This is a genomic window from Aquimarina sp. MMG016 (assembly GCF_018100805.1).
In the GTDB taxonomy this organism is placed as follows: domain Bacteria; phylum Bacteroidota; class Bacteroidia; order Flavobacteriales; family Flavobacteriaceae; genus Aquimarina.
Genome location: NZ_JAGJEA010000001.1, coordinates 56,427 through 79,121, shown reverse-complemented (window position 1 = coordinate 79,121; position 22,695 = coordinate 56,427). Strand labels below are relative to the sequence as shown.

The 22,695-nt window shown below is 34.3% G+C and carries 20 protein-coding genes and 1 riboswitch; of the genes, 18 read left to right on the top strand and 2 right to left on the bottom strand.

The genetic code is table 11. From position 1 onward, the window contains the following. Positions 1 to 48 precede the first annotated feature (48 nt). From cobA to J8M14_RS00260, 12 genes are all read left to right on the top strand, one after another. Complete coding sequence (cobA, locus tag J8M14_RS00315) at positions 49 to 816, top strand: uroporphyrinogen-III C-methyltransferase (RefSeq protein ID WP_211072350.1); 768 nt, start codon at positions 49 to 51, stop codon at positions 814 to 816. A gap of 20 nt (positions 817 to 836) precedes the next feature. Next, positions 837 to 1,430 carry a bifunctional precorrin-2 dehydrogenase/sirohydrochlorin ferrochelatase gene (locus J8M14_RS00310; RefSeq protein ID WP_211072349.1) on the top strand — a complete coding sequence of 198 codons (594 nt, stop codon included), beginning with the start codon at positions 837 to 839 and terminating at the stop codon, positions 1,428 to 1,430. Next, positions 1,427 to 2,482, top strand: coding sequence for an NAD(P)/FAD-dependent oxidoreductase (locus tag J8M14_RS00305; protein WP_211072348.1), 1,056 nt, complete (start codon positions 1,427 to 1,429; stop codon positions 2,480 to 2,482). Before J8M14_RS00310 ends, J8M14_RS00305 begins: the two co-directional genes overlap by 4 nt. Positions 2,483 to 2,570: 88 nt before the next feature. Continuing rightward, positions 2,571 to 2,891: a 2Fe-2S iron-sulfur cluster-binding protein gene (locus tag J8M14_RS00300; protein ID WP_211072347.1), complete on the top strand. Its 321-nt coding sequence runs from the start codon at positions 2,571 to 2,573 to the stop codon at positions 2,889 to 2,891. Between the two features lie 470 nt (positions 2,892 to 3,361). Continuing rightward, complete coding sequence (locus tag J8M14_RS00295) at positions 3,362 to 4,870, top strand: M12 family metallopeptidase (RefSeq protein WP_211072346.1); 1,509 nt, start codon at positions 3,362 to 3,364, stop codon at positions 4,868 to 4,870. 152 nt (positions 4,871 to 5,022) lie between these two features. After that, positions 5,023 to 5,129: riboswitch (SAM riboswitch) on the top strand. Between the two features lie 139 nt (positions 5,130 to 5,268). After that, positions 5,269 to 6,270, top strand: a complete 1,002-nt coding sequence (locus tag J8M14_RS00290; protein WP_211072345.1) for a homocysteine S-methyltransferase family protein — start codon at positions 5,269 to 5,271, stop codon at positions 6,268 to 6,270. Beyond that, on the top strand, positions 6,270 to 8,963 hold the full coding sequence (gene metH, locus J8M14_RS00285) for a methionine synthase (RefSeq protein WP_211072344.1): 2,694 nt from the start codon (positions 6,270 to 6,272) through the stop codon (positions 8,961 to 8,963). The genes J8M14_RS00290 and metH overlap by 1 nt, the downstream gene beginning before the upstream one ends. Positions 8,964 to 9,115: 152 nt before the next feature. Then, on the top strand, positions 9,116 to 10,069 hold the full coding sequence (gene metF, locus J8M14_RS00280; protein WP_211072343.1) for a methylenetetrahydrofolate reductase [NAD(P)H]: 954 nt from the start codon (positions 9,116 to 9,118) through the stop codon (positions 10,067 to 10,069). Between the two features lie 45 nt (positions 10,070 to 10,114). Next, a complete protein-coding gene (locus tag J8M14_RS00275) occupies positions 10,115 to 11,209 on the top strand; it encodes an acyloxyacyl hydrolase (RefSeq protein ID WP_211072342.1) in 1,095 nt (364 codons plus the stop codon). Further along, positions 11,206 to 11,955, top strand: coding sequence for a head GIN domain-containing protein (locus tag J8M14_RS00270; protein ID WP_211072341.1), 750 nt, complete (start codon positions 11,206 to 11,208; stop codon positions 11,953 to 11,955). The genes J8M14_RS00275 and J8M14_RS00270 overlap by 4 nt, the downstream gene beginning before the upstream one ends. A gap of 210 nt (positions 11,956 to 12,165) precedes the next feature. After that, complete coding sequence (locus J8M14_RS00265; protein ID WP_211072340.1) at positions 12,166 to 14,088, top strand: PAS domain-containing protein; 1,923 nt, start codon at positions 12,166 to 12,168, stop codon at positions 14,086 to 14,088. Next, positions 14,075 to 14,479, top strand: a complete 405-nt coding sequence (locus J8M14_RS00260) for a response regulator (protein ID WP_211072339.1) — start codon at positions 14,075 to 14,077, stop codon at positions 14,477 to 14,479. Before J8M14_RS00265 ends, J8M14_RS00260 begins: the two co-directional genes overlap by 14 nt. Positions 14,480 to 14,506: 27 nt before the next feature. Here J8M14_RS00260 and gldA read toward each other — a convergent pair whose 3' ends face one another. Both gldA and J8M14_RS00250 read right to left on the bottom strand, forming a co-directional pair. Continuing rightward, positions 14,507 to 15,406, bottom strand: coding sequence for a gliding motility-associated ABC transporter ATP-binding subunit GldA (gene gldA, locus J8M14_RS00255; protein ID WP_211072338.1), 900 nt, complete (start codon positions 15,404 to 15,406; stop codon positions 14,507 to 14,509). A gap of 75 nt (positions 15,407 to 15,481) precedes the next feature. Then, on the bottom strand, positions 15,482 to 15,943 hold the full coding sequence (locus tag J8M14_RS00250) for an Lrp/AsnC family transcriptional regulator (RefSeq protein ID WP_247672515.1): 462 nt from the start codon (positions 15,941 to 15,943) through the stop codon (positions 15,482 to 15,484). Positions 15,944 to 16,105: 162 nt separating this feature from the next. Here J8M14_RS00250 and J8M14_RS00245 point away from each other — a divergent pair, with 162 nt between their 5' ends. From J8M14_RS00245 to J8M14_RS00220, 6 genes are all read left to right on the top strand, one after another. After that, on the top strand, positions 16,106 to 17,086 hold the full coding sequence (locus tag J8M14_RS00245) for an NAD-dependent epimerase/dehydratase family protein (RefSeq protein ID WP_211072337.1): 981 nt from the start codon (positions 16,106 to 16,108) through the stop codon (positions 17,084 to 17,086). A gap of 54 nt (positions 17,087 to 17,140) precedes the next feature. After that, positions 17,141 to 18,328: a glycine C-acetyltransferase gene (gene kbl / locus J8M14_RS00240; protein ID WP_211072336.1), complete on the top strand. Its 1,188-nt coding sequence runs from the start codon at positions 17,141 to 17,143 to the stop codon at positions 18,326 to 18,328. Between the two features lie 346 nt (positions 18,329 to 18,674). Continuing rightward, entirely contained in the window at positions 18,675 to 19,505 is an 831-nt protein-coding gene (locus tag J8M14_RS00235; protein WP_211072335.1) for a prephenate dehydratase, read from the top strand. Then, the gene (locus J8M14_RS00230) at positions 19,502 to 20,698 is read left to right on the top strand and encodes an aminotransferase class I/II-fold pyridoxal phosphate-dependent enzyme (RefSeq protein ID WP_211072334.1); all 1,197 of its coding nucleotides are present in this window, start codon (positions 19,502 to 19,504) and stop codon (positions 20,696 to 20,698) included. The genes J8M14_RS00235 and J8M14_RS00230 overlap by 4 nt, the downstream gene beginning before the upstream one ends. Positions 20,699 to 20,711: 13 nt before the next feature. Then, a complete protein-coding gene (locus tag J8M14_RS00225) occupies positions 20,712 to 21,560 on the top strand; it encodes a prephenate dehydrogenase (protein ID WP_211072333.1) in 849 nt (282 codons plus the stop codon). 40 nt (positions 21,561 to 21,600) lie between these two features. Further along, complete coding sequence (locus tag J8M14_RS00220) at positions 21,601 to 22,683, top strand: bifunctional 3-deoxy-7-phosphoheptulonate synthase/chorismate mutase type II (protein ID WP_211072332.1); 1,083 nt, start codon at positions 21,601 to 21,603, stop codon at positions 22,681 to 22,683. The last annotated feature ends 12 nt before the right edge of the window (positions 22,684 to 22,695 follow it).

The following is a 22,695-nucleotide window of genomic DNA, read 5'->3' as shown; positions in this document are numbered from 1 at the left end:
TTTACAATCTTATAAATCGTTGAAAGGTAATAGAATAAAATAATAAAGATGAGTACTAAAACACCAAAATTGACAGTAGTAGGAGCAGGCCCGGGAGATCCGGATCTGATTACGCTCAAGGCTATCAAAGCTATAGAATCAGCTGATGTGGTGTTATACGATGCACTTATCAATGAAGAGTTATTAAACTATGCTCCAAATGCCGAAAAGATTTTTGTAGGTAAACGAAAAGGATGTTATGCATACCAACAAGAGCAGATTAATGAATTGATTGTAAGCAGGACTAAAACTCACGGTCACGTTGTACGGTTAAAAGGAGGAGATCCCTTTATTTTTGGACGCGGAGCAGAAGAAATTGATTATGTACAGCAGTTTGATATAGAAACCGAAATGGTTCCGGGTATTTCTTCAGCATTGGCGGTTCCTGCTTATCAGGGAATTCCATTGACAAAAAGAGGGTCGTCAGAAAGCTTTTGGGTGATTACTGGAACAACCAAATCTCATAAATTATCACAGGACGTTTGCCTGGCAGCAAAATCTAATGCAACTGTGGTAATTTTAATGGGAATGAGCAAGTTAAGTGAAATAGTTAGTATCTTTGCAGCCGAAAATAAACAGGATGTTCCAGTAGCAATTATTCAAAATGGAACTACCAAAAATGAGCAGTTTGGATTTGGAACAATAGCAACTATAGAAAATGTTGTTTTAGATAAAAAACTATCCTCTCCGGCAATTATTGTGATTGGGGAAGTGGTAAATCAAAGAGCTAAACTGGCTTCGATTTATAAAGAAGTTCAAGAAGAAATCGTATCTTGATTGTTTAGGATACTATAAGGATGGAAGAGAGAAATAATTTATATCCGGTTTTTTTAAAAGTTAAAAACCTCGAAATCCTAATCGTTGGAGGAGGAAATGTAGCCGAAGAAAAACTAACGTTCTTAACAAAATCTAGTCCGGATGCCAAAGTAACCATGGTATCACCAATGTATCGAGAGGATACGATTACATTGGCGAATAGATTTGGGGTAGAAATGATAAAAAAGAAATATCACAGACGTTTTCTGAAAGGTAAGCATATTGTGATTGCTACTACAGACGTTCCGGAAGTCAATGTACAAGTGTATAAAGACTGTAGGAAAAGAAGTAAGTTGGTGAATGTAGCAGATAACCCACCATATTGTGATTTTTATATGGGTGGAATAGTAACCAAAGGTAATGTAAAAGTGGCTATTTCGACTAATGGGAAGTCGCCGACTACAGCCAAAAGACTACGTCAGTTTTTTGAGGAAGTAATTCCTGAAAATATTGATGATTTAGTCAAAAATTTAAATGAATATCGAAAAACAATAAAAGGTGATTTCGAAGAAAAAGTGGAAACACTAAACGAATTTACTAAAGGATTAATAGGAAAAAAAGAAGTTGAGAAATGATAAAGACTGATATTTTAATCATCGGAGCGGGACCAACAGGGTTATTTACTGTTTTTGAAGCAGGATTACTGAAGCTAAAAACACATCTTATCGATGCCTTACCGCAACCGGGAGGGCAATGTTCAGAGATATATCCTAAAAAACCAATTTATGATATTCCTGGGTTTCCTGAGATATTAGCAGGAGAATTAGTTGATAATCTGATGGAGCAAATCAAACCTTTTAATCCTGGGTTTACCCTTGGTGAGAGAGCAGAAACTATTGAGAAATTAGAAGACGATACTTTTTTGGTGACTACTAATAAAGGAACACAACATAATGCGCCGGTAGTTGCAATTGCAGGTGGGTTAGGTTCATTTGAACCTCGTAAGCCACCTATTCCTAATATTGCTGATTTCGAAGATAAAGGTGTTGCTTACATCATTCGTGACCCAGAAGTTTATAGAGATAAAAGAGTGGTAATAGCAGGTGGTGGAGATTCAGCATTAGACTGGACGATTTTCTTGGCAGATGTAGCTAGTGAAGTAACCTTAGTACATAGAAGAAATGAATTCCGAGGTGCCCTTGATTCTGTTGAAAGAGTGGGAGAGTTGACCAAATTAGGAAAGGTAAACCTGATTACTGAAGCTGAAGTAAAAGAGCTAAAAGGAGATGATCATGTTACTGGTGTAGGTATTAAACACAAAACAGAAGGTGATATTCATGTAGATACAGATTACTTTATTCCGTTATTTGGATTGTCACCAAAATTAGGTCCAATAGGAAATTGGGGGTTAGAAATCGAGAAAAATGCTATCAAAGTTGATAATTCTTATGATTATCAAACCAATATTCCGGGAATATATGCAATTGGTGATGTAAATACTTATCGAGGAAAACTTAAATTAATCCTTTCAGGTTTCCACGAAGCGGCTATTATGTGCCAGAGTGCGTATCAAAGAATTTTCCCTGACAAGAAGTATGTAATGAAATATACTACAGTTGGAGGAGTAGAAGGATTCGATGGTACTAAGAAAGAAGCCAAAAAAGAAGTAGTAAAAGCTATAGTATAAATTTTAGTATATTAAAAATATCCTCGCAAGCAATGCTGATTACTTTCAGTATATTTGCGAGGATTTTTATAGTATTAAGGTAAGAATTATGTCAGACGTTACCATAAAAATAAAAGATAGAGAAGGAGAAATGCACGAGGTGCAAGCTCCAACAGATATGGCAATGAACCTTATGGAAGTTTGCAAAGCATATGAGCTTCCTGTAGAAGGAACCTGTGGAGGTATGGCTATGTGTGCCTCTTGTCAATGTTATATTTTATCTGATCACGAATTGCCAGAAATGAGTCAGGATGAAGATCTAATGCTTGCTGAAGCATTTTATGTAGAAGATAATAGTAGACTCGGATGTCAAATCCCAATTACTCCAGAACTTGATGGTTTAGAAGTCGAATTAGCTCCTGAATCATAGTATTTACTTTTTTATTTCAGAATATTTCACAAGATTTCTGAGAGTTTCGTTTATTCAGTGCATACTTAAAAGGAGATTGTTTAGATCTTTTTTTTCAAAATCTAATACTTCTTTTTAGTTAGGGGATTAGCATTGTTTCATCACTAGATTTCACTCATATTTAATTTTATCTTCTTCATAAGAGGAAAGACTGTTAGAATGTTTTTTCTTTTAATTTCACAACCTCTTATTAACAAAAATCCCAGTGTCACTTTGTTTATAAAAGTAAACATTTTTACATGGGGAATTTACCTTTTTATTTTGGTTTGTTAACCTCCTCTAGTATAGGTTTCTTAACTATATAAGATTAGATAATGCTGATCTATTTTTGCAGAGTTATGATGTCCGGGCTATCATAAAGATAGAGCTCCTTCAGAGACGGGAGTTCTAAAAGATAACTAACATTTTACTAATCTTAAAACCATTAAGAAATGAAAACTAACATCTTTAGATCGAAATTTTGGATTTCGATATTTTTAATAAGCAATATCATTTTATTTACTAATTGTGAGCGTGATTTAGACGTTGTGGAAAATGAAATTGTATCGCAAGAAAATATTCAAGAAAAGGAATTCACTACAGAACTTGCTTTTCCTAATAGATCAGGGGACATAGTGGATATTAATTTAGAAGGACAAAATGTAAAAGCTGAGAAAATCGATGAATTCTACGTTGTAGAAGGAGATATGCTTTTTACAGACAAAAGTCTTCAGGACACGGGGAAAAGTACTGGGCGTAAAAGTAAATATTGGCCTAATTGTACTGTATATTATACTATAGAAAGTAATCTTCCTAATAAGCAGCGGGTATACGATGCAATTAACCATTGGAGGCAACACAGTAATTTTCAGTTTGTTTATAGAACTAACCAGCCAAATTACATAAATTTTAAAGTAGGGTCGGGTTGTTCTTCTTGGGTTGGTATGCAAGGAGGAAAACAAAACATAAATCTAGCAGCAGGTTGTTCTACAGGTAGTACGATTCATGAAATTGGACATGCTATTGGATTATGGCACGAGCAAAGCCGAAAGGATAGAGATAATTACGTAACCATTAAATGGGGAAACATTCAAGCTGGTAAAACACATAACTTTCAGACGTACATACAAAGAGGGGAAGATGGTGACGAATACTCTCCAAATTTAGATTTTAGTAGTATTATGATGTATGGTCCAAAAGCATTTTCTAAAAATGGTTTACCAACAATTACAAAAAAGAATGGTAGCAGTTACTCTGTACAACGTAGTGGACTTTCATTTTGGGATAAGCATGGAATCAAAAAAATGTACAAAAATATTTGTGGAACTATTGAAAATATGTCCGGGTATTATAAAGCTAATGACGGAGGACATTATTATGTTCGTCAAATAGGTACAAATGTATATTGGTTTGGGGAACACCCGTCAGGTACGTGGGCAAATGTGTTTAAAGGAAAACTCGATGGTAATATTGTAAATGGGCAATTCTATGATGTGCCCAAAGGAAAAATTAAAGGATATGGGTCATTGAAACTATCTGTAAATTCTACGGGAACAAAAATCACAAAGATTAGCGGAAGCAATTTTGGTGGGTCTAGCTGGACAAAAACGACAAAACCAGCTTATTTACCGCCGACTAGACCACAAGGTTTTGGAACCAGAAATAATATTAATGACCTTACTGCTAGATGGTATGCCAATGATGGAGGATTCTACTATATGAGACAATTAGGAAATACAGTCGTTTGGTTTGGTGAAAGACACTTTACATCTGGGCGTCCTTCCTGGTCCAATGTAGCGGTAGGTACACGATATGGAAATACCGTTTGGTTAAGTTGGGTAGATGTGCCAAAAGGCTATGCAGGTAATTCTGGAGTGCTAGGCTTAAAAATTGATAACGCTAATAAATTAACTAGAACTTATACTTCTGGAAGTTTCGGAGGATCAAGCTGGACTAGATAATTCGAAAATAAATAGCATATATTTTAACAAACCTTCAAAGATTTAGAAATCTTTGGAGGTTTTTTTTGTTTTGCTTGCAAAACAAAAGGCTATGCCTTTTATTTGTAATCAAATTAGTAGTAAAAACTGCTAAGTTCATAAATGTATTATAATTGTTATCAAGAAAGGTGGAGGGAATAGACCCTGTGATACCTTAGCAACCCTTTATCAATTAAAGAAGGTGCTACATTCTATCCACACAATGTGGAATAGATAACGAAGACATATGGCTCGCCTATACTTCCATTTATTTTTCTTGATATAATAAAACATTGCTTTTTTAGAAAGGAAATTAATATTTATTTTCCCTTTGAAGGAGGGTAAAGAGATGATTTTCATTCTCTTTAGAACAGTTTTGTATGAAAGACATAAAAAAAATACTTGAAGAAAGAATTCTTGTTCTCGATGGAGCAATGGGAACGATGTTGCAACGACATAAATTTACCGAAGAAGATTTTAGAGGAGAACGGTTTAAAGATTGGCCAATTCCGGTACAAGGTAATAATGACTTGCTGAGTATAACGCAGCCAGAAGCCATCAAAGAAGTACACCGATTGTATTTTGAAGCTGGAGCAGATATTGTAGAGACTAATACGTTTTCGGGCAGTACAATTGCCATGGCTGATTATGAGATGGAAGAGTTAGTATATGAGCTGAATTATCAATCTGCAAAAATAGCAAAAGAAGTAGCGGATGAATTTACTGCCAAAGAACCTCATAAACCCCGTTTTGTAGCTGGATCCATAGGTCCTACTAATAGAACAGCTAGCATGTCTCCGGATGTAAATGATCCTGGATTCAGAGCGGTTACCTTTGATGAGCTAAGAATAGCGTATAAACAGCAAGTAGAAGCTTTAATCGATGGAGGAGCAGACATTCTTTTAGTGGAAACCATTTTTGATACGCTTAATGCGAAAGCTGCATTATTTGCTATTGAAGAAGTAAAGGGTGAAAAAAATATAGATATTCCAATTATGGTAAGTGGAACCATTACTGATGCTAGCGGTAGAACACTTTCCGGACAAACCGCAGAGGCTTTTTTGATTTCTGTATCACATATTCCAATGTTGTCGATAGGATTTAATTGCGCATTAGGAGCTAATCAATTAACTCCTCATTTAGAGGTGTTAGCCCAAAAAGCAGATTTTGGAGTATCAGCTCATCCAAATGCGGGATTACCCAATGCTTTTGGAGAATATGATGAAACTCCAGAACAAATGGCAGAGCAGATCAAAGAATATATGGATAAGAGCCTTGTGAATATTATAGGAGGATGTTGCGGTACTACTCCGGAACATATAGAGGCGATTGCAGAATTAGCTAAGAATTATAAACCAAGACAGGTAGGAGTTGTAGTATAATGAGTTTAGAAGAGAAAAGAAAATATCTAAAACTTTCTGGTTTAGAACCAATGATTGTTTCCGCCAATACCAACTTTATTAATGTTGGAGAGCGGACCAATGTAGCTGGGTCACGTAAGTTTTTGCGTTTAGTCAAAGAAGAGAAATTTGATGAGGCATTAGATATAGCAAGACATCAGGTTGAAGGTGGAGCACAAGTAATTGATATCAATATGGACGATGGTCTGATTGATGGAAAAGATGCAATGGTAAGATTCTTAAATCTAATTATGGCAGAACCTGATATTGCCAGAGTGCCCATTATGATTGATAGTTCTAAATGGGAAATCATTGAAGCTGGTCTTCAGGTGGTTCAAGGTAAATGCGTTGTGAATTCTATTAGTTTAAAGGAAGGCGAGGAAGAGTTTATAACACATGCTAAAGCGATAAAAAGATATGGTGCAGCAGTAATTGTTATGGCCTTTGATGAAGTGGGACAAGCAGATAGTTACGAACGTCGAATAGAAATCTCTAAAAGATCATATGATGTTCTGGTGAATAAAGTAAAATTTCCTCCAGAAGATATCATTTTTGACCTGAATATTTTTCCCGTTGCTACAGGGATGGAAGAACATCGAAGAAATGCTATTGATTTTATTGAAGCAACAAGATGGGTTAGAGAGAATTTACCTCATTGTAGTGTAAGTGGAGGGGTAAGTAATGTCTCTTTTTCTTTTAGAGGAAATAATCCGGTTCGTGAAGCAATGCATTCTGTATTTCTATACCATGCCATTAAAGCCGGGATGAACATGGGTATTGTAAATCCTGCTATGCTTGAAGTTTATGATGATATTCCTAAGGATTTGCTTGAGCATGTTGAAGATGTAATTCTGGACCGTAGAGATGATGCTACAGAAAGGTTATTAGATTTTGCGGAGACTGTAGTAGGTACTAACAAAGAAAAAACAGCTGATCTTTCCTGGAGAGAGGAGCCACTACAGGATAGGATAACTAGAGCATTGGTCAAAGGAATTGACCAATACATTGTAGATGATGTAGAGGAGGCAAGACAAGCTGCTGATAAGCCAATAGAGGTAATTGAAGGAAACCTGATGACAGGAATGAACGTAGTAGGGGACTTGTTCGGATCTGGTAAAATGTTTTTACCACAAGTTGTAAAGTCTGCAAGGGTAATGAAAAAAGCCGTAGCATATCTTTTGCCTTACATAGAAGAAGAAAAAAAGAAGAACCCTAAAGCAGCTCAGGGAAATGGATCGGCGGGTAAAGTTTTAATGGCTACGGTCAAAGGAGATGTACACGATATTGGAAAAAATATAGTTTCGGTAGTCCTTGGCTGTAATAACTATGAGATTGTAGATCTTGGTGTTATGGTGCCTCCCGAAAAAATTATTCAAACCGCAATTGATGAACAAGTAGATATTATTGGACTAAGCGGTTTAATAACACCTTCGTTAGATGAAATGGTGTATTTAGCGAAAGAAATGGAGCGTAAAAACTTTAACATTCCATTATTGATTGGTGGTGCTACAACCTCCAAAGCGCATACGGCGGTTAAGATTGATCCACAATATCAAAATGCTGTAGTTCACGTAAATGATGCCTCAAGAGCGGTAACCGTAGTTGGAGATTTATTAAATAAGAGAAGTAACCAAAAATATGTTGGAGATTTAAAAGAAGACTACGAAAAATTTAGAGAAGGTTTTCTAAAAAGAACAAAACAAAAAGAATATCTGACTATCGAAGAAGCTCGAAAGAATAAATATACAATTGATTGGTCTTCATCTGAAATTACAAAACCCCATACATTGGGAATTCAAGTAATTGAGGAATTTGACTTAAAAAAACTTGAACCATATATCGATTGGACTCCATTTTTTAGGTCTTGGGATTTACACGGTAAGTATCCAGCAATTTTGACTGATGAAATAGTCGGTGAACAAGCTTCCTCTTTATTTAAAGATGCTCAGGAGTTATTACAAAAGGTATTTGATGAAAAATTATTAGGAGCGAAAGCAATCTATGGTCTTTTTGAAGCCAATACAGTGAATGAGGATGATATTGAGGTGATTTCGGATAGTGAAAAGTTTGAATTTAAGACACTCCGACAGCAATTAAAAAAACATGCAGGGAAACCTAATTTTGCATTAGCTGATTTTATAGCTCCAAAAGAATTTGGTAAGCAAGATTATATAGGATGTTTTTGTGTAACAACAGGATTCGGGACCAAAGAGCTAGCAGAACAGTTTGAAACTGACCACGATGATTATAATTCAATTATGATAAAAGCATTGGCGGATCGTTTAGCAGAGGCTTTTGCAGAATATCTGCATAAGAAAATACGCAAAGAAGATTGGGGTTATGCTAGTGATGAACAATTCACAAATGAAGAGTTGATTAAAGAATCTTATAAAGGAATTCGACCAGCTCCGGGATATCCTGCTTGTCCTGATCATTTAGAAAAGCTTACGATTTGGAAGCTACTTCAAGTAAAAGAAAAAATAGGGGTAGAGCTTACAGAAGGTCTTGCAATGTGGCCAGCAGCATCAGTGTCTGGTTACTATTTTGCAAACCCTGAGGCTAGGTATTTTGGACTAGGGAAAATAAAAGAAGATCAGTTGAAAGATTTTGCAGAAAGAAAAAAAATAGATTTTGAGTATGCAAAAAAATGGCTTAACCCTAACTTCATAGAATAAACATTATTTCTATTCCCTCCTTGAGGAGGGTTAGGGAGGTGTTGCGTGAGGGATAGAAGCAAGCTACCATGTAGCGCGGATAGCCCGACCGAAGTGTAACGAAGGGCACGTCAAAATAAATAAAATACCATCTAAGAATTATAAACTTAAAAATGAAAGTAACAGACCATATAAAAAAAGCAAAAGGAAAAACACTATTCTCTTTTGAATTAATACCACCACAGAAAGGAAGAAGCATACAGGAACTTTATGATAATATTGATCCTTTGATGGAATTTAATCCTCCTTTTATAGATGTAACTACATCTAGAGAAGAATTTATCTATATTGATAGAGATGGTCTTTTGGATAAAAAATTGACTCGTATGCGACCTGGAACTGTGGGGATCTGTGCTTCGATAAAACATAAATATAATGTGGATACTATTCCACACGTGTTGTGTGGTGGATTTACCAAAGAAGAAACAGAATATTTACTTGTGGATTGTCATTATTTAGGTATTGATAATGTGATGGCTCTTAGGGGTGATGCAATGAAAGAAGAAAAATATTTCAAACCAACAGAAGGAGGACATTGCTATGCGAATGAATTGGTAGAACAGATTGTGAATATGAACAAAGGACAATTTCTTCATGAAGTAATTGAGAGTGATAATCAATCTGACTTTTGTGTTGGTGTAGCAGGTTATCCCGAAAAACATATGGAAGCACCTTCTATGGATTCAGATATTAGAAGATTAAAAGAAAAAGTAGATGCTGGAGCTGATTATGTGGTAACTCAGATGTTTTTTGATAATAAAAGATACTTTGCTTTTGTAGAAAAAGCCAAAGAAGCTGGGATTGATGTGCCTATAATTCCTGGTATAAAACCTGTTGCTGTACAACGTCATTTACAGCTATTACCTCAAGTATTTAAACTCGATATGCCTGATGAATTAGTAAGAGCTGTAGAAGGTTGCAAAACAAATAAAGCGGTTAGAGAGGTTGGGATTGAGTTTGCTATTCAGCAGTCCAGAGAGTTGATGGAATATGGAGTTCCAGTTTTACATTATTATTCGATGGGGAAGTCTGATAATATTAAAAAGATAGCAGCAGAGGTATTCTAAGCAAACCAAGAAGATATTTAAAAAGGTATTACTACATTTGCCGGAATGAAAAAAAGACTTTGTTTCATACTGGTTCTTCTTAATTGTATTGTTTATGCTCAGGAAGATAAAAAGTATTATAGTTTTGATGTCAATAACTTCTATGGTACTATCCTGAAGCATAATCCAGATATATCACATTTGATAACTGGTCATCCATCTGGAGTTATTGTTTCTGCTAATCGAAAAACTTTTGGCAATAAAGAATGGCAACGATTATATAATTCTCCGGATTACGGCGTATCGTTTATTTATCAGGATTTGGATAATGAGTTTTTAGGAGAGAATTTTGGGCTCTATGCACATTATAATTTTTATTTCTTGAAAAGATCATTGATGTTGAAAATAGGCCAGGGAATTGCATATACTACTAACCCATATGACCAGGATGAAAATTTTAGGAATGTGGCTTACGGTACGCATTTGTTAAGCTCTACTATTGCATTTCTGAATTATAGAAAAGAAAATATTATAGGCGGTTTGGGCTTGCAAGCAGGTATGGGTGTTATTCATTATTCTAATGCTAATTTCAAAGCTCCAAACAAGAGTACAAATACATTTGTTTTTAATATTGGGGCGAATTATAGATTAGATAGTAAATTACCAGAATACATCGAAAAAGAAAAAGGAGCAGTCAAGGGAACTGAGCCAATCGGTTTTGGTTTTCTAGTTCGTGGAGGGATTAATGAAAGTGATGTTGTGGGATCTGGACAATTACCTTTTTATACAATTGGAGCTTTTGCTGATAAGCGATTAAACAAAAAGAGTGCAATTCAATTGGGAGCAGAATTGTTTTTCTCTGAAGCACTGGAAAGATTTATCGATTTTAGGTCAACCGGTGATTTTGATGATGGAACAACCGGAGATGAAGATTCTAAAAGGATAGGGCTGTTTTTAGGTCACGAACTAAGGATCAATAAATTATCAGTATTGACACAATTGGGGTATTATGTATATTATCCTTATGATTTTGAAGGACAGGTATATAATAGAATAGGGTCAAGATATTATTTTAATAAGAATATATTTGGATCTGTTACGGTAAGATCACATGCAGCAAAAGCAGAAGCAGTAGAATTTTCAATAGGATATAGATTATGAAGAAGTTGTACTACATCATATTTGCAGTAGTTTTTTTTAGTTGTGATACTGAGAATGCTCCTGATTGCTTCCAAAGAACAGGAGATATAGTTACTAAAGAAGTTGAGGTTCCTGATTTCACAAGAATACTGGTGAACCCTAATGTAGAATTAATTTTAAAAGAAGGATCAATAACCAAAGTTGTTATTGAAAGTGGAGATAATCTAATCGATGAGGTTTCAGCACGCGTAGAAAGTAATCGATTAATTTTGGATAATACCAATGACTGTAATTTGGTAAGAAGCTTTAATCAGACAAAGGTGTTTGTGACGGCTCCAAATATTACTGAAATTAGAAGTGCTACACAGTTTGATATTTCTTCTGATGGTGTATTGACATATCCTTCATTAAGATTGTTATCAGAGGATTTTAACGAAGATAACGATGGTAACCTTACAGGAACATTTCGCATACATGTCAATAACCAAGAGATTCGCGTGGTGGCTAATAGTATTGCTTCATTTTTTATCTCGGGAGAAACAGAGAGGCTTAGTGTAGGTTTCTTTTCTGGTACCGGAAGATTTGAAGGAGCTGATCTAATAGCTCAAAATGTAACTTTTTTTCACCGGGGGACTAATAAAATTATAGTGAATCCTCAGCAATCGATTAAAGGCGAAATTCGTAGCACAGGCGATGTAATCTCCGTTAATAGACCTTCTATTATTGAGGTACAAGAGTTTTTTACTGGTCGACTCATATTTCAATGACTTGTCATCTTAGCTTAGGCTGAGATTTTTTACCGTCTAACCTAATTTAGTTAAAGGGTTTGTGGTTAATTCCGTAGATAAACTTTCTAAATCTTCATTAAAGGTTGTGGTAAAAGCATATAAATACTGTGGTTTTAAGAGGGTTGGTTCTTTGGGATTATTCATACATTTATAATTCCCTCGTAAACAATCTCTTTAAGGACAAATAGAATGAAAGAAGGTCAAAAGATTTTAGGAAGTTCCTTAATGGGTAAAGAAGAAAATTACCTGAAAAAAGAATTATACAGCCTAATAAAAAAAGATAGTGGATTATTTGATTTTTTGCAAGAAGCTGCTTTGGATGGATTATGGTTTTGGGATTTAAAGGAACCAGAAAACGAGTGGATGAATGCCAAATTTTGGACAACACTAGGTTATGATCCCAATCAAATGCCTCATAAAGCATCTTCCTGGCAGGATATTATATTTTCTGAAGATTTAAAGCATGTCTATGCCAATTTTGCAAAACATTCTGAAGACCCTTCTTGCCCTTATGATCAAATTGTAAGGTACCGTCATAAGTTAGGACATACGGTCTGGATTCGTTGTAGAGGAATTATATTAAGAGATGATTATGGCAAGCCAACAAAGATGCTAGGTGCACATACTGATATAACCGAAATCAAGGAAAAAGAAGAGGAGTTAAAGTTAAAATCAGCTTTTTTTAAACAGGTAATAGATGGCACAGATTTAGGTACATGGCAATGGAATGTTAAAACCGGGGAAACTATTTTTAACGAACGTTGGGCAGAGATTATTGGCTATTCATTAGAAGAATTGAAACCTATTTCAATAAATACCTGGATGAATCACGCAGATCCTAGAGATTTGGAAAAATCGAATGCACTACTTCAAGATCATTTTTCTGGAAAAACACCCGTATATGAATGCGAAGCAAGAATGCTGCATCGTCATGGGTATTATATTTGGGTTTTAGATAAGGGTAAAGTAGTGAGTTGGGATAAAGATGGAAATCCTGAATGGATGGTCGGGTCACATCAAGAAATCACAGACAATAAAAAAGATTATGAACGTAATAAATCATTTATTCAACAAGCACCTACTGCAATAGCTATGTTTGATGAAGAAATGAAGTATTTGGCTGCTTCTCAAGAGTGGTTTAATGTTTTTAAAATTAATGATACTGATATAATTGGAAAATCTTATTATAGTGTTTTACCAGAAATAGGTAACAGGTGGAAAACTAGCCATGAGAAATGTCTGCAGGGTGAAGTAATTAAAAATAATGAGGAGCAAATTAAAAATGTAGATGGTTCGACACAATGGTTATCATGGGAATTTAGCCCTTGGTATACATATGAAAATGAGGTTGGAGGGGTTATTATCCACATGTCTGATATCACTAAAATTAAGCGAGAAGAAGAATTAAAATCATTGTTGGCCGTTGCAGAAGATCAAAACAAAAGACTTCGGAATTTTGCTCATATTGTTTCGCATAATCTAAAATCACATTCTGGTAATTTCGAAATGCTATTGGATTTGTTCGTTCAGGAAAATCCTGGAATTGAAGATGACGAAATTATAAAGTTATTTAAAACTGCGTCAGAACATCTTTCGGAAACGATTACACATCTTAATGAGGTTGTTCTTATGAATACTTCAGTAGATGAGAATTTAACGGTTTTAAATCTAAATGAAGCAATTGATAAAACTATGGAGAGTGTTTCAGCTTTAGCAATCGAAAATAATGTCACTATTAAGAATGAAGTAGGAACAGATGCTAGAATATTAGGTATTCCGGCATACTTAGATAGTATTCTACTTAATTTTATTACTAATGGAATTCGATATAGATCTGATCATAGAGATAGTTACGTTATTCTTAGTTCTTATACAGAAACAGGTTATACTGTTCTATGTGTTGAAGATAATGGATTAGGGATCGATCTAAAAAAGCATCGTTCAAAGCTATTTGGGATGTATAAGACTTTTCACAATAATAAAGAAGCCAGAGGTATAGGGTTATTTATTACGAAAAATCAAGTCGAAGCTATGGGAGGAAAAATTGAAGTTGAAAGTGAAGTAGATAAAGGTACGATCTTTAAAATTTATATGAAGCATGAGGAAAATTGATATAGCGTGTATTATTGATGATGACCCTATTTTTGTATTTGGGGTTAAAAAAATAATGGAACTTATTGGTTTTTGTGAGAGCGTTATGGTGTTTCGTAATGGAAACGAAGCTCTAAATAATTTAAAAGCTATTATCTCTGCTCATGAAAAATTACCGGATGTTATTCTTTTAGATTTAAATATGCCAATACTTGACGGGTGGCAGTTTTTAGATGAGTTTATTAAAATCCCGTGTAAAAAGAAGATAATGATTTATATTGTTTCTTCATCAGTTGATCCAGAAGATACATTAAAAGCCAAGTCCTATGAACGGGTGAGTGATTATATTGTTAAGCCTGTTACTGTTCAAAAGTTAAAAGATATTTTAAGTGATATTCAGGAGGTAAGCTAAGTAAGGGGCATTATGTCTGTTTAATAATCAAGAAGGTTTAGTAAGCTCTCTAAACAGGCTTTCTAAGTCTTTATTCTTTCTAGATAGCTGAAGAATTTTTAGTTCATTATCGTGAGCAAAATCAAAAACTGCTGGACGCATATCTGTAGTAGTATTAAAAGTAAGTTCATAAACGAATCCGTGAATGTTTTTTATAGAAGTCGTATGAGGTAATTTTGAAAGAAATGCTTCTTCCACTCGATAATCAAATTCTACTTCAACAATCTGATCAGTTTGATCAATCATTTCATTAAGATTTTTATCTGCTACAACTTCACCTTTATGAATAATAATTACACGGTCGCACATAGCCTCTACCTCTTGCATAATGTGTGTAGAAAGAAAAACCGTTTTTTCTTTCCCTACTGACTTGATTAACTCTCTAATTTCAACTAATTGATTTGGGTCTAGTCCTGTGGTAGGCTCATCCAAAATCAGAACTTTTGGATCATGCAATAAAGCACAAGCTAGGCCTACACGTTGTCTATATCCTTTAGATAGTTGACTGATTTTTTTATTAGCTTCTGGAGTAAGTCCGGTCATTTTAATGATTTCCTCAATTTGGGATTTAGAAATCTTATATACTTGAGCATTAAAAGCTAAATATTCTCTGACATACATTTCCAGATAAAGGGGATTATGTTCTGGCAGATATCCTACGCTTTTTTGTACTTCATTTTGTTGAGAGTTAATGTCAAAATCATTTACAGAAGCTTCACCTTCTGATGGGTCCAAATACGTAGTTAGGATTTTCATTAAAGTTGATTTGCCAGCTCCGTTTGGTCCTAAAAAACCTACAATTTCACCTTGTTTAATTTCAAAAGATATATTGTTTAATGCTTTTTGCTCGCCATATAGCTTAGTTATATTGGATACTGAAATTGACATGAAAAATTGTTTTTTATCAAAAATAGAAAATTAGGCTTTGTATACTAACGAGTTTTGGATGTAATTATGTTTTATTTAAATATAAAATTCTGAAGTGTGTTTAATTTCTTTTAAAACAAAAGTACTGTTCAAAACGCCTATGTTTTCAATTTTAGAAAGCTTCGTTTTGACAAAATCGTGATATTCTTCAAGACTTTTCGTATGTATTTTTAGAATGAAATCAACCTGTCCAGCCATATGATAGCATTCTTGTACTTCCTGAAGGTTCTGAATTTGTTCTTCAAATTTTTCGATAAATGCTTCATTATGATATCGCATAGAAACCTGGCAGATCGTTGTAATAGATCGATCGATCAGTTTTTTATCCAAGATTGCTACATACTTTTTGATGAACCCTTGTTTTTCTAACCTTCTAATTCGTTCATATACTGGAGAAGGGGTTAGGTTTAGGATTTTTGCAATTTCTTTTGCTGTTTTCTTGGAGTCTTCCTGTAAAATTCTAAGTATTGTAATATCTATTTCATCCAATTGTTCCATAATAGTGTCAAAAAAATTACTTCAAAAACTACTTTTAAATATGTTTAAAAGTAAATATAGCTTTATTATTTGTTTATAAAAGTAAAAATTACTTAATTTTATATATAATTCGGCTATAAAATCTATATTATTTATTTTAGTAAGTAAATAATGCTTTTTGGTATGGATACAGAAACAGTAATATTGGTAATTGGAGCAAACGGACAATTAGGTTCTGTTTTGACAAAATCTCTTCAACAAAAATTCGGTTTAGAACGAGTAATAGCCTCAGATTTAAGGTCAATAGATGATTTTCATGGAATTTTTGAAGTCATTGATGCTACGAACAGAAATAAAATTGAGGAAGTAGTTATACGGTATAAAGTAACTCAGATTTATCATTTGGCTGCAATTCTTTCCGCCAAGGGAGAAGAAAACCCATTGCAGACCTGGGATATTAATATGAAGACATTCTTTAATGTTCTTGAAGTTTCTAGATTAAATCAGGTTGACAAGGTGTTTTTCCCAAGTTCCATAGCTGTTTTCGGAGAAGAAGCTCCTTTGAATGATACGCCAAATAATGCATACCTAAACCCTTCAACAGTTTATGGAATCAGTAAAGCTGCTGGTGAAAACTGGGCGCAGTATTATTTCTTGAAATATGGGTTAGATGTTCGTTCGATCCGTTATCCTGGTGTTATTGGTTATCAATCGTTACCAGGTGGGGGAACCACAGATTATGCAGTGGATATCTATCATAAAGCAGTTTTAGAAGAAGAGTTTAGTTGTTTTCTGAATGAGGATGCAACATTGCCTATGATCTTTATGGATGATGCGGTTAGAGCTACTTTAGAGTTAATGGATGCTCCAAAAGAAAGTGTTAAACTTAGAACTTCATATAATATTGCAGGAATTAGCTTTTCTCCTGCAGAAGTCGTTGCAGAAATTCGTAAATTATATCCTGATTTTAAAGTGATATATGAACCAGATTTCCGTCAGAATATTGCAGAAAGTTGGCCAAAATCAATGGATGACTCTGCAGCAAGAAATGACTGGGGCTGGAAGCCTCAATTTGATTTGGAATCGATTACAGAAACAATGATTCAAAAACTAAAAGAGAAGTATAAAAAAGGATCAAAAAACAGAGAGGTACTAATGTTCTGAAATTAAGTTGATTTCAGAATAAAGAATAATAATAAAGTAAAGAATAACAAACTTATGTTTTCAAATATAAAAGAAGATCTGCAAAAAGAATTAGATGAAATAAAAGAAGCTGGGCTTTATAAATCCGAAAGAATAATTACCACTCCACAAGGAGCTGAAATTGATACTACACAGACAAAAGATGTGCTCAATTTTTGTGCAAACAATTATTTAGGCCTTTCTTCACATCCAGATGTTATTGAAGCTGGTAAAAAGGCAATTGATTCTCATGGATATGGATTATCTTCTGTACGATTTATTTGTGGAACTCAAGATATTCATAAAGAATTGGAGCAGAAGACTGCAGAATTCCTCGGAATGGAAGATTGTATTCTTTACGCTGCAGCTTTTGATGCTAATGGTGGAGTTTTTGAGCCAATATTAGGACCTGAAGATGCAATTATTTCTGATGCACTAAATCATGCCTCTATTATTGATGGTATCCGTTTATGTAAAGCGAAACGTTTCAGATACGAGCATAATAATATGGTAGATCTGGAAAAACAATTACAGCAAGCAGAAGATTCTAGGCGTAAGCTTATTGTTACGGACGGCTCTTTTTCCATGGATGGTACCATTGCTCAATTAGATAAAATCTGTGATTTGGCGGATAAATATGGTGCAATGGTTATGATAGACGAATGTCATTCTACTGGGTTTTTGGGTAAAACCGGGAGAGGTACCCATGAATATCGCAATGTAATGGGACGAATAGATATCATCACTGGGACTTATGGTAAAGCTCTTGGAGGAGCTTCAGGAGGATTTACAGCAGCAAGAAAAGAAATCGTAGATATGCTTAGACAACGTTCCAGACCATACTTGTTTTCTAACACCGTAGCGCCTTCTATTGTAGGAGCATCTATCAAAGTATTAGATTTGTTAAGTTCTTCAACAGCACTTAGAGATAAATTAGAAGAAAATACTAAGTATTTTAGAAAGGAAATGACCAAAGCAGGGTTTGATATTTTGCATGGAGATCATCCTATAGTCCCTGTAATGTTATATGATGCAAAATTAGCTCAGGAATTTGCTGCTAAGTTATTGGATGAAGGTATTTATGTAATTGGCTTTTTCTACCCTGTAGTGCCCAAAGGAAAAGCTAGGATTAGAGTGCAACTATCGGCAGGACATGAACGTCATCATCTAGAAAAAGCAGTTGAGGCCTTTATTAAAATAGGTAAGGAGCTGAATGTGATTTAGATACGAACGTTTGTTAGCGGTTGAAAACATAGAAAATTGATAATGTTTATTAGGTTTTGTTTGTGATTTTTCATTTATAAACCGATAAAATTCAAAATTTGATGATAATGTCTTTGAATAGATGAAAAAAACTGAAATTTATTTTAAATAGAAATAGTTTTATATAATTTAGCAACCTATTAAATGATAACAATGAATAGTTTATTTACTTGGAACCGATTTTATTTTTTCTTCTTTTATTTTAAAAGTAAGGTCGGGATCACTATGTAAACAACATTTTAAAACATATAGTTAGAATCCCGATAGCAACATCGGGATTTTTTTTTGAAAAGAAAATTTAAAACGTTTGAGTAAAAAAGTAGCCATACAAGGAATAAAAGGATCATATCACCACGGTGTTGCGCAAGCATATTTTGGTAATGATGTAAGTGTGGATGAATGTATGTCGTTTCAAGAATTAGTGCATAGTTTAGAACAAAATAAGAGTACTGATGCGGTAATGGCTATAGAAAATTCTATTGCAGGATCGATCATTCCTAACTATGCGTACATCGATGAACACGATCTAACGATTAGCGGAGAATATTTTTTACCTATACACCATTGTTTGATGGCGTTAGATGGTCAGAAAATTTCAGATATAAAAGAAGTGTATTCTCATCCTATGGCATTGTTACAGTGTAAAGAATTTTTCAGAGGTTTACCACATATTAAATTGGTAGAGGATGCAGATACAGCTGATGTAGCAAAAAGAATTCATGAACAGCAATTAAAAGGTGTAGCTGCGGTAGCAGGTGAAACAGCTGCAAATATTTATCAGTTAAATATTTTGGCAAAGGAAATTCAAACTATAAAATCGAATAGCACTCGGTTTTTTATTTTGAATACAAGAGAAGATTCCGGAGTAGATAAAAAGGATATCAATAAAGCATCTTTAAAGTTTTTATCAGATCATAAAAGAGGGAGTCTTGCAACAGTGTTAAATGTGATGAGTGATTGTAATCTGAATTTAACCAAAATACAATCCTTGCCAATTATTGATATGCCTTGGAAGTACTCATTCTTTGTTGATGTGACTTTTAAGGATTATGGAGATTATGAAAAAGCAATTTCGATATTAAAAATTATGGCTTTAGAATTAAAAGTATTAGGAGAATATAAAAACCAAAACGGATGAGCATTCAAACAGCTAAGAGATTAGAGACGGTGGAAGAATATTATTTCTCTAAGAAATTGCGAGAAGTAAGAGGTTTGGTAGCTTCAGGGAAACCTGTTCTAAACATGGCTATAGGTAGTCCTGATCTCGATCCGCCTAAGGAGGTTGTTCAGGCAATTAAGGATGCTGTTGTTGTTGATGGAGCTCATAAATATCAGAGTTATCAAGGTTTACCAGAGTTGAGACAAGCTATTGCTGATTTTTATAAAAATAAATATGAGGTTACCTTAAATCCAGAAAACGAGATTCTTCCCTTGATGGGGTCCAAAGAAGGGATTATGCATATTTCATTAGCTTATCTTAATGAAGGAGATGAGGTTTTAGTACCAAACCCTGGATATCCCACATATACTTCAGTGACAAATTTAGTTGGAGCTAAGCCAATATTTTATGATTTAGTCGAAAAAAATGACTGGGAGCCTGATTTTCATAGTCTTGAAAAACGAGATCTCAGTAAAGTGAAAATAATGTGGATAAACTATCCAAATATGCCTACTGGGGCTTCAGGAAATGTTGAACTATTTAAAAAACTGATTGATTTTGCTAAAAAACATAGTATTCTATTGGTAAAGGATAATCCATATAGTTTTATTCTTAATGATAGTCCTATAAGTATTTTATCAATTGATGGGGCTGAAGAAGTAGCTTTAGAACTAAATTCTCTAAGTAAAACCTTTAATATGGCTGGCTGGCGAGTGGGAATGGTAAGTGGAGGAGCTGATAAAATTGAAGCTATTCTAAAGGTAAAAAGCAATATGGATAGCGGGATGTTTCAAGGGATACAAAAAGGAGCAATAGCTGCTCTAGGTATTTCTAATGGATGGTATGATAAAATGAATACCATTTATAAAGAAAGAAGAGAGTTAATATGGGAATTAGCTTCAATGCTTGGTTGTACTTTTGATAAAACGGCTAAAGGGATGTTTGTATGGGCTAAGTTATCAGAAGGTATAGATTCAATATCTTTTATAGATAAGATATTATATCAGAATGATATTTTTATTGCTCCCGGAGATATATTCGGAAGTAATGGTAAAGGTTATATTCGTTTCTCACTTTGTGTAACTAAAGAAAATATCAGAGAAGCTATAGAACGACTTAAGAATAAAGAATTACGATTTGCGAGCGGTGAGTTCGTAAATCAAAAATCGTAACTCGCAAATATAAATGAAGGTATTCGTAATTGGAATAGGGTTAATAGGAGGATCATTTGCTATAGATATTAAAGCAGCTTTTAATGAAGCTGAGATTTATGGAATTGATAAAAGTGAAGAAAACCTGGATAAAGCTTTATCTCTTGGGATTATAGATCAAAAAGCTGACCTTGAGGATTTAGATAAAGCTAATGTTGTGATCACAGCAATTCCTGTAGATGCAACAGTAAAGGTTTTACCTAATATTTTAGATAAGATTGATGATGAATGTTTAGTTTTTGATGCAGGCTCTACTAAGAAAAAACTTTGTGATGTTATTAGTGACCACCCTAAAAGGCGAAACTATTTAGCAGCACATCCAATTGCAGGTACCGAGTTTTCAGGACCACAAGCTGCCATCGCAAATTTGTATAGAGGAAAAACCAATATTATTTGCGAAGTAGAAAAAACGGCTTTTAAGTTACAGGAACGAGCAATGGAGATTTTTACACGCTTAGGGATGCGAATTCGTTATATGGATCCAGCTTCTCATGATATCCATATAGCTTATGTTTCGCATTTATCGCATATCAGTTCTTTTATGTTGGGTAAGACGGTGATTGAGAAAGAAAAGAATGAGCGAGATATTTTTGATTTAGCAGGCAGTGGTTTTGCATCTACTGTGCGTTTGGCAAAAAGTTCACCAGCAATGTGGGCGCCAATTTTTAAACATAATAAAGAGAATGTGATAGAAACTTTAGATGAATATATCGCTAATCTTACTCAGTTTAAAAAATTAATGGAAGCTGATAATTTTGAAGAAATTTATAAGGAAATGGAAGATACTAATCATATCAAATCAATCCTTAAAGGAATAAGTTAAAAAATAGAAATAAAACATAAACGATAGAAAATAATAAAAAATGGAGAATAAGAAAGAACTTAGAAACTGGTTGGATGAATACAATTTAGATCATCCATTAGTAATAGGAGGGCCTTGTAGTGCAGAAACCGAAGAGCAAGTTGTAAAAATAGCCCATCAATTGAAAGATTCTGATGCTACAGTGCTAAGAGCTGGAATCTGGAAACCAAGAACAAGACCTGGAAATTTTGAAGGAGTAGGAGCACTTGGATTGAAATGGTTGCAAAGAGCCAAAGAAGAAACCGGGATGAAAATAGCTACTGAAGTAGCAAATCCTCATCATGTAGAGTTGGCGTTAGAACATGGAGTAGATGTATTATGGATTGGTGCTAGAAGTACAGTTTCTCCATTTATAGTTCAGGATATTGCAGAGGCGTGTAAAGGAATTGATAATCCTGTTTTGATTAAGAATCCAATCAACCCTGATCTTTCATTATGGTTAGGTGCTGTTGAACGTTTTTATACTTGTGATGTTAAAAACCTGGGGGTGATTCATAGAGGATTTTCTACTTATGAGAAAACAAAATATCGTAACATTCCTGAGTGGCAGATTCCAATTGATTTGCAGAATCGTTTTCCTGATTTGCCTTTGATTTTGGACCCTTCTCATATTGCAGGAAATAGAGAGTTGATATTCGATTTATCTCAGACTGCATTGGATCTTAATTTTGATGGATTAATTGTAGAAACACATTACGACCCAGATAATGCATGGAGTGATGCTGCACAACAAATTACACCAGACACATTAATTCAACATATGAAAGACTTAAGAATTCGTAAAGAAGTTGGAGTGGATGAAGCTTACCAAAGAACCTTAAGCGAACTACGCGCAAAAATTGATGTAGCTGACAATCAATTGCTAGATGTTTTATCAAAAAGAATGAAAATCTCTGATGAGATAGGTAAAGCAAAAGCTAAACAAAATGTAGCTATTCTTCAGTCTAAGCGTTGGAATGAAATTCTAGGAAAAATGATTCTTGAAGGTGAAGAAAAAGGACTGAGTGAAGAATTTATTTTAAGAATATATAAAGCGATTCATCAAGAGTCTATTAATCACCAGAAAAAAGTGGCTAACGCATAGTATGCACAAGAT

Excerpts from the sequence above, each read along its gene's own strand:
- kbl (WP_211072336.1), top strand. The coding sequence starts at position 17,141 with ATGTTTTCAAATATAAAAGAAGATCTGCAAAAAGAATTAGATGAAATA.
- metH (WP_211072344.1), top strand. The coding sequence starts at position 6,270 with ATGAGTTTAGAAGAGAAAAGAAAATATCTAAAACTTTCTGGTTTAGAA.
- metF (WP_211072343.1), top strand. The coding sequence starts at position 9,116 with ATGAAAGTAACAGACCATATAAAAAAAGCAAAAGGAAAAACACTATTC.
- J8M14_RS00250 (WP_247672515.1), bottom strand. The coding sequence starts at position 15,943 with ATGGAACAATTGGATGAAATAGATATTACAATACTTAGAATTTTACAG.
- J8M14_RS00305 (WP_211072348.1), top strand. The coding sequence starts at position 1,427 with ATGATAAAGACTGATATTTTAATCATCGGAGCGGGACCAACAGGGTTA.
- J8M14_RS00310 (WP_211072349.1), top strand. The coding sequence starts at position 837 with ATGGAAGAGAGAAATAATTTATATCCGGTTTTTTTAAAAGTTAAAAAC.
- J8M14_RS00225 (WP_211072333.1), top strand. The coding sequence starts at position 20,712 with ATGAAGGTATTCGTAATTGGAATAGGGTTAATAGGAGGATCATTTGCT.
- J8M14_RS00260 (WP_211072339.1), top strand. The coding sequence starts at position 14,075 with ATGAGGAAAATTGATATAGCGTGTATTATTGATGATGACCCTATTTTT.
- cobA (WP_211072350.1), top strand. The coding sequence starts at position 49 with ATGAGTACTAAAACACCAAAATTGACAGTAGTAGGAGCAGGCCCGGGA.
- J8M14_RS00265 (WP_211072340.1), top strand. The coding sequence starts at position 12,166 with ATGAAAGAAGGTCAAAAGATTTTAGGAAGTTCCTTAATGGGTAAAGAA.
- gldA (WP_211072338.1), bottom strand. The coding sequence starts at position 15,406 with ATGTCAATTTCAGTATCCAATATAACTAAGCTATATGGCGAGCAAAAA.
- J8M14_RS00295 (WP_211072346.1), top strand. The coding sequence starts at position 3,362 with ATGAAAACTAACATCTTTAGATCGAAATTTTGGATTTCGATATTTTTA.
- J8M14_RS00245 (WP_211072337.1), top strand. The coding sequence starts at position 16,106 with ATGGATACAGAAACAGTAATATTGGTAATTGGAGCAAACGGACAATTA.
- J8M14_RS00300 (WP_211072347.1), top strand. The coding sequence starts at position 2,571 with ATGTCAGACGTTACCATAAAAATAAAAGATAGAGAAGGAGAAATGCAC.
- J8M14_RS00290 (WP_211072345.1), top strand. The coding sequence starts at position 5,269 with ATGAAAGACATAAAAAAAATACTTGAAGAAAGAATTCTTGTTCTCGAT.
- J8M14_RS00270 (WP_211072341.1), top strand. The coding sequence starts at position 11,206 with ATGAAGAAGTTGTACTACATCATATTTGCAGTAGTTTTTTTTAGTTGT.
- J8M14_RS00275 (WP_211072342.1), top strand. The coding sequence starts at position 10,115 with ATGAAAAAAAGACTTTGTTTCATACTGGTTCTTCTTAATTGTATTGTT.
- J8M14_RS00220 (WP_211072332.1), top strand. The coding sequence starts at position 21,601 with ATGGAGAATAAGAAAGAACTTAGAAACTGGTTGGATGAATACAATTTA.
- J8M14_RS00230 (WP_211072334.1), top strand. The coding sequence starts at position 19,502 with ATGAGCATTCAAACAGCTAAGAGATTAGAGACGGTGGAAGAATATTAT.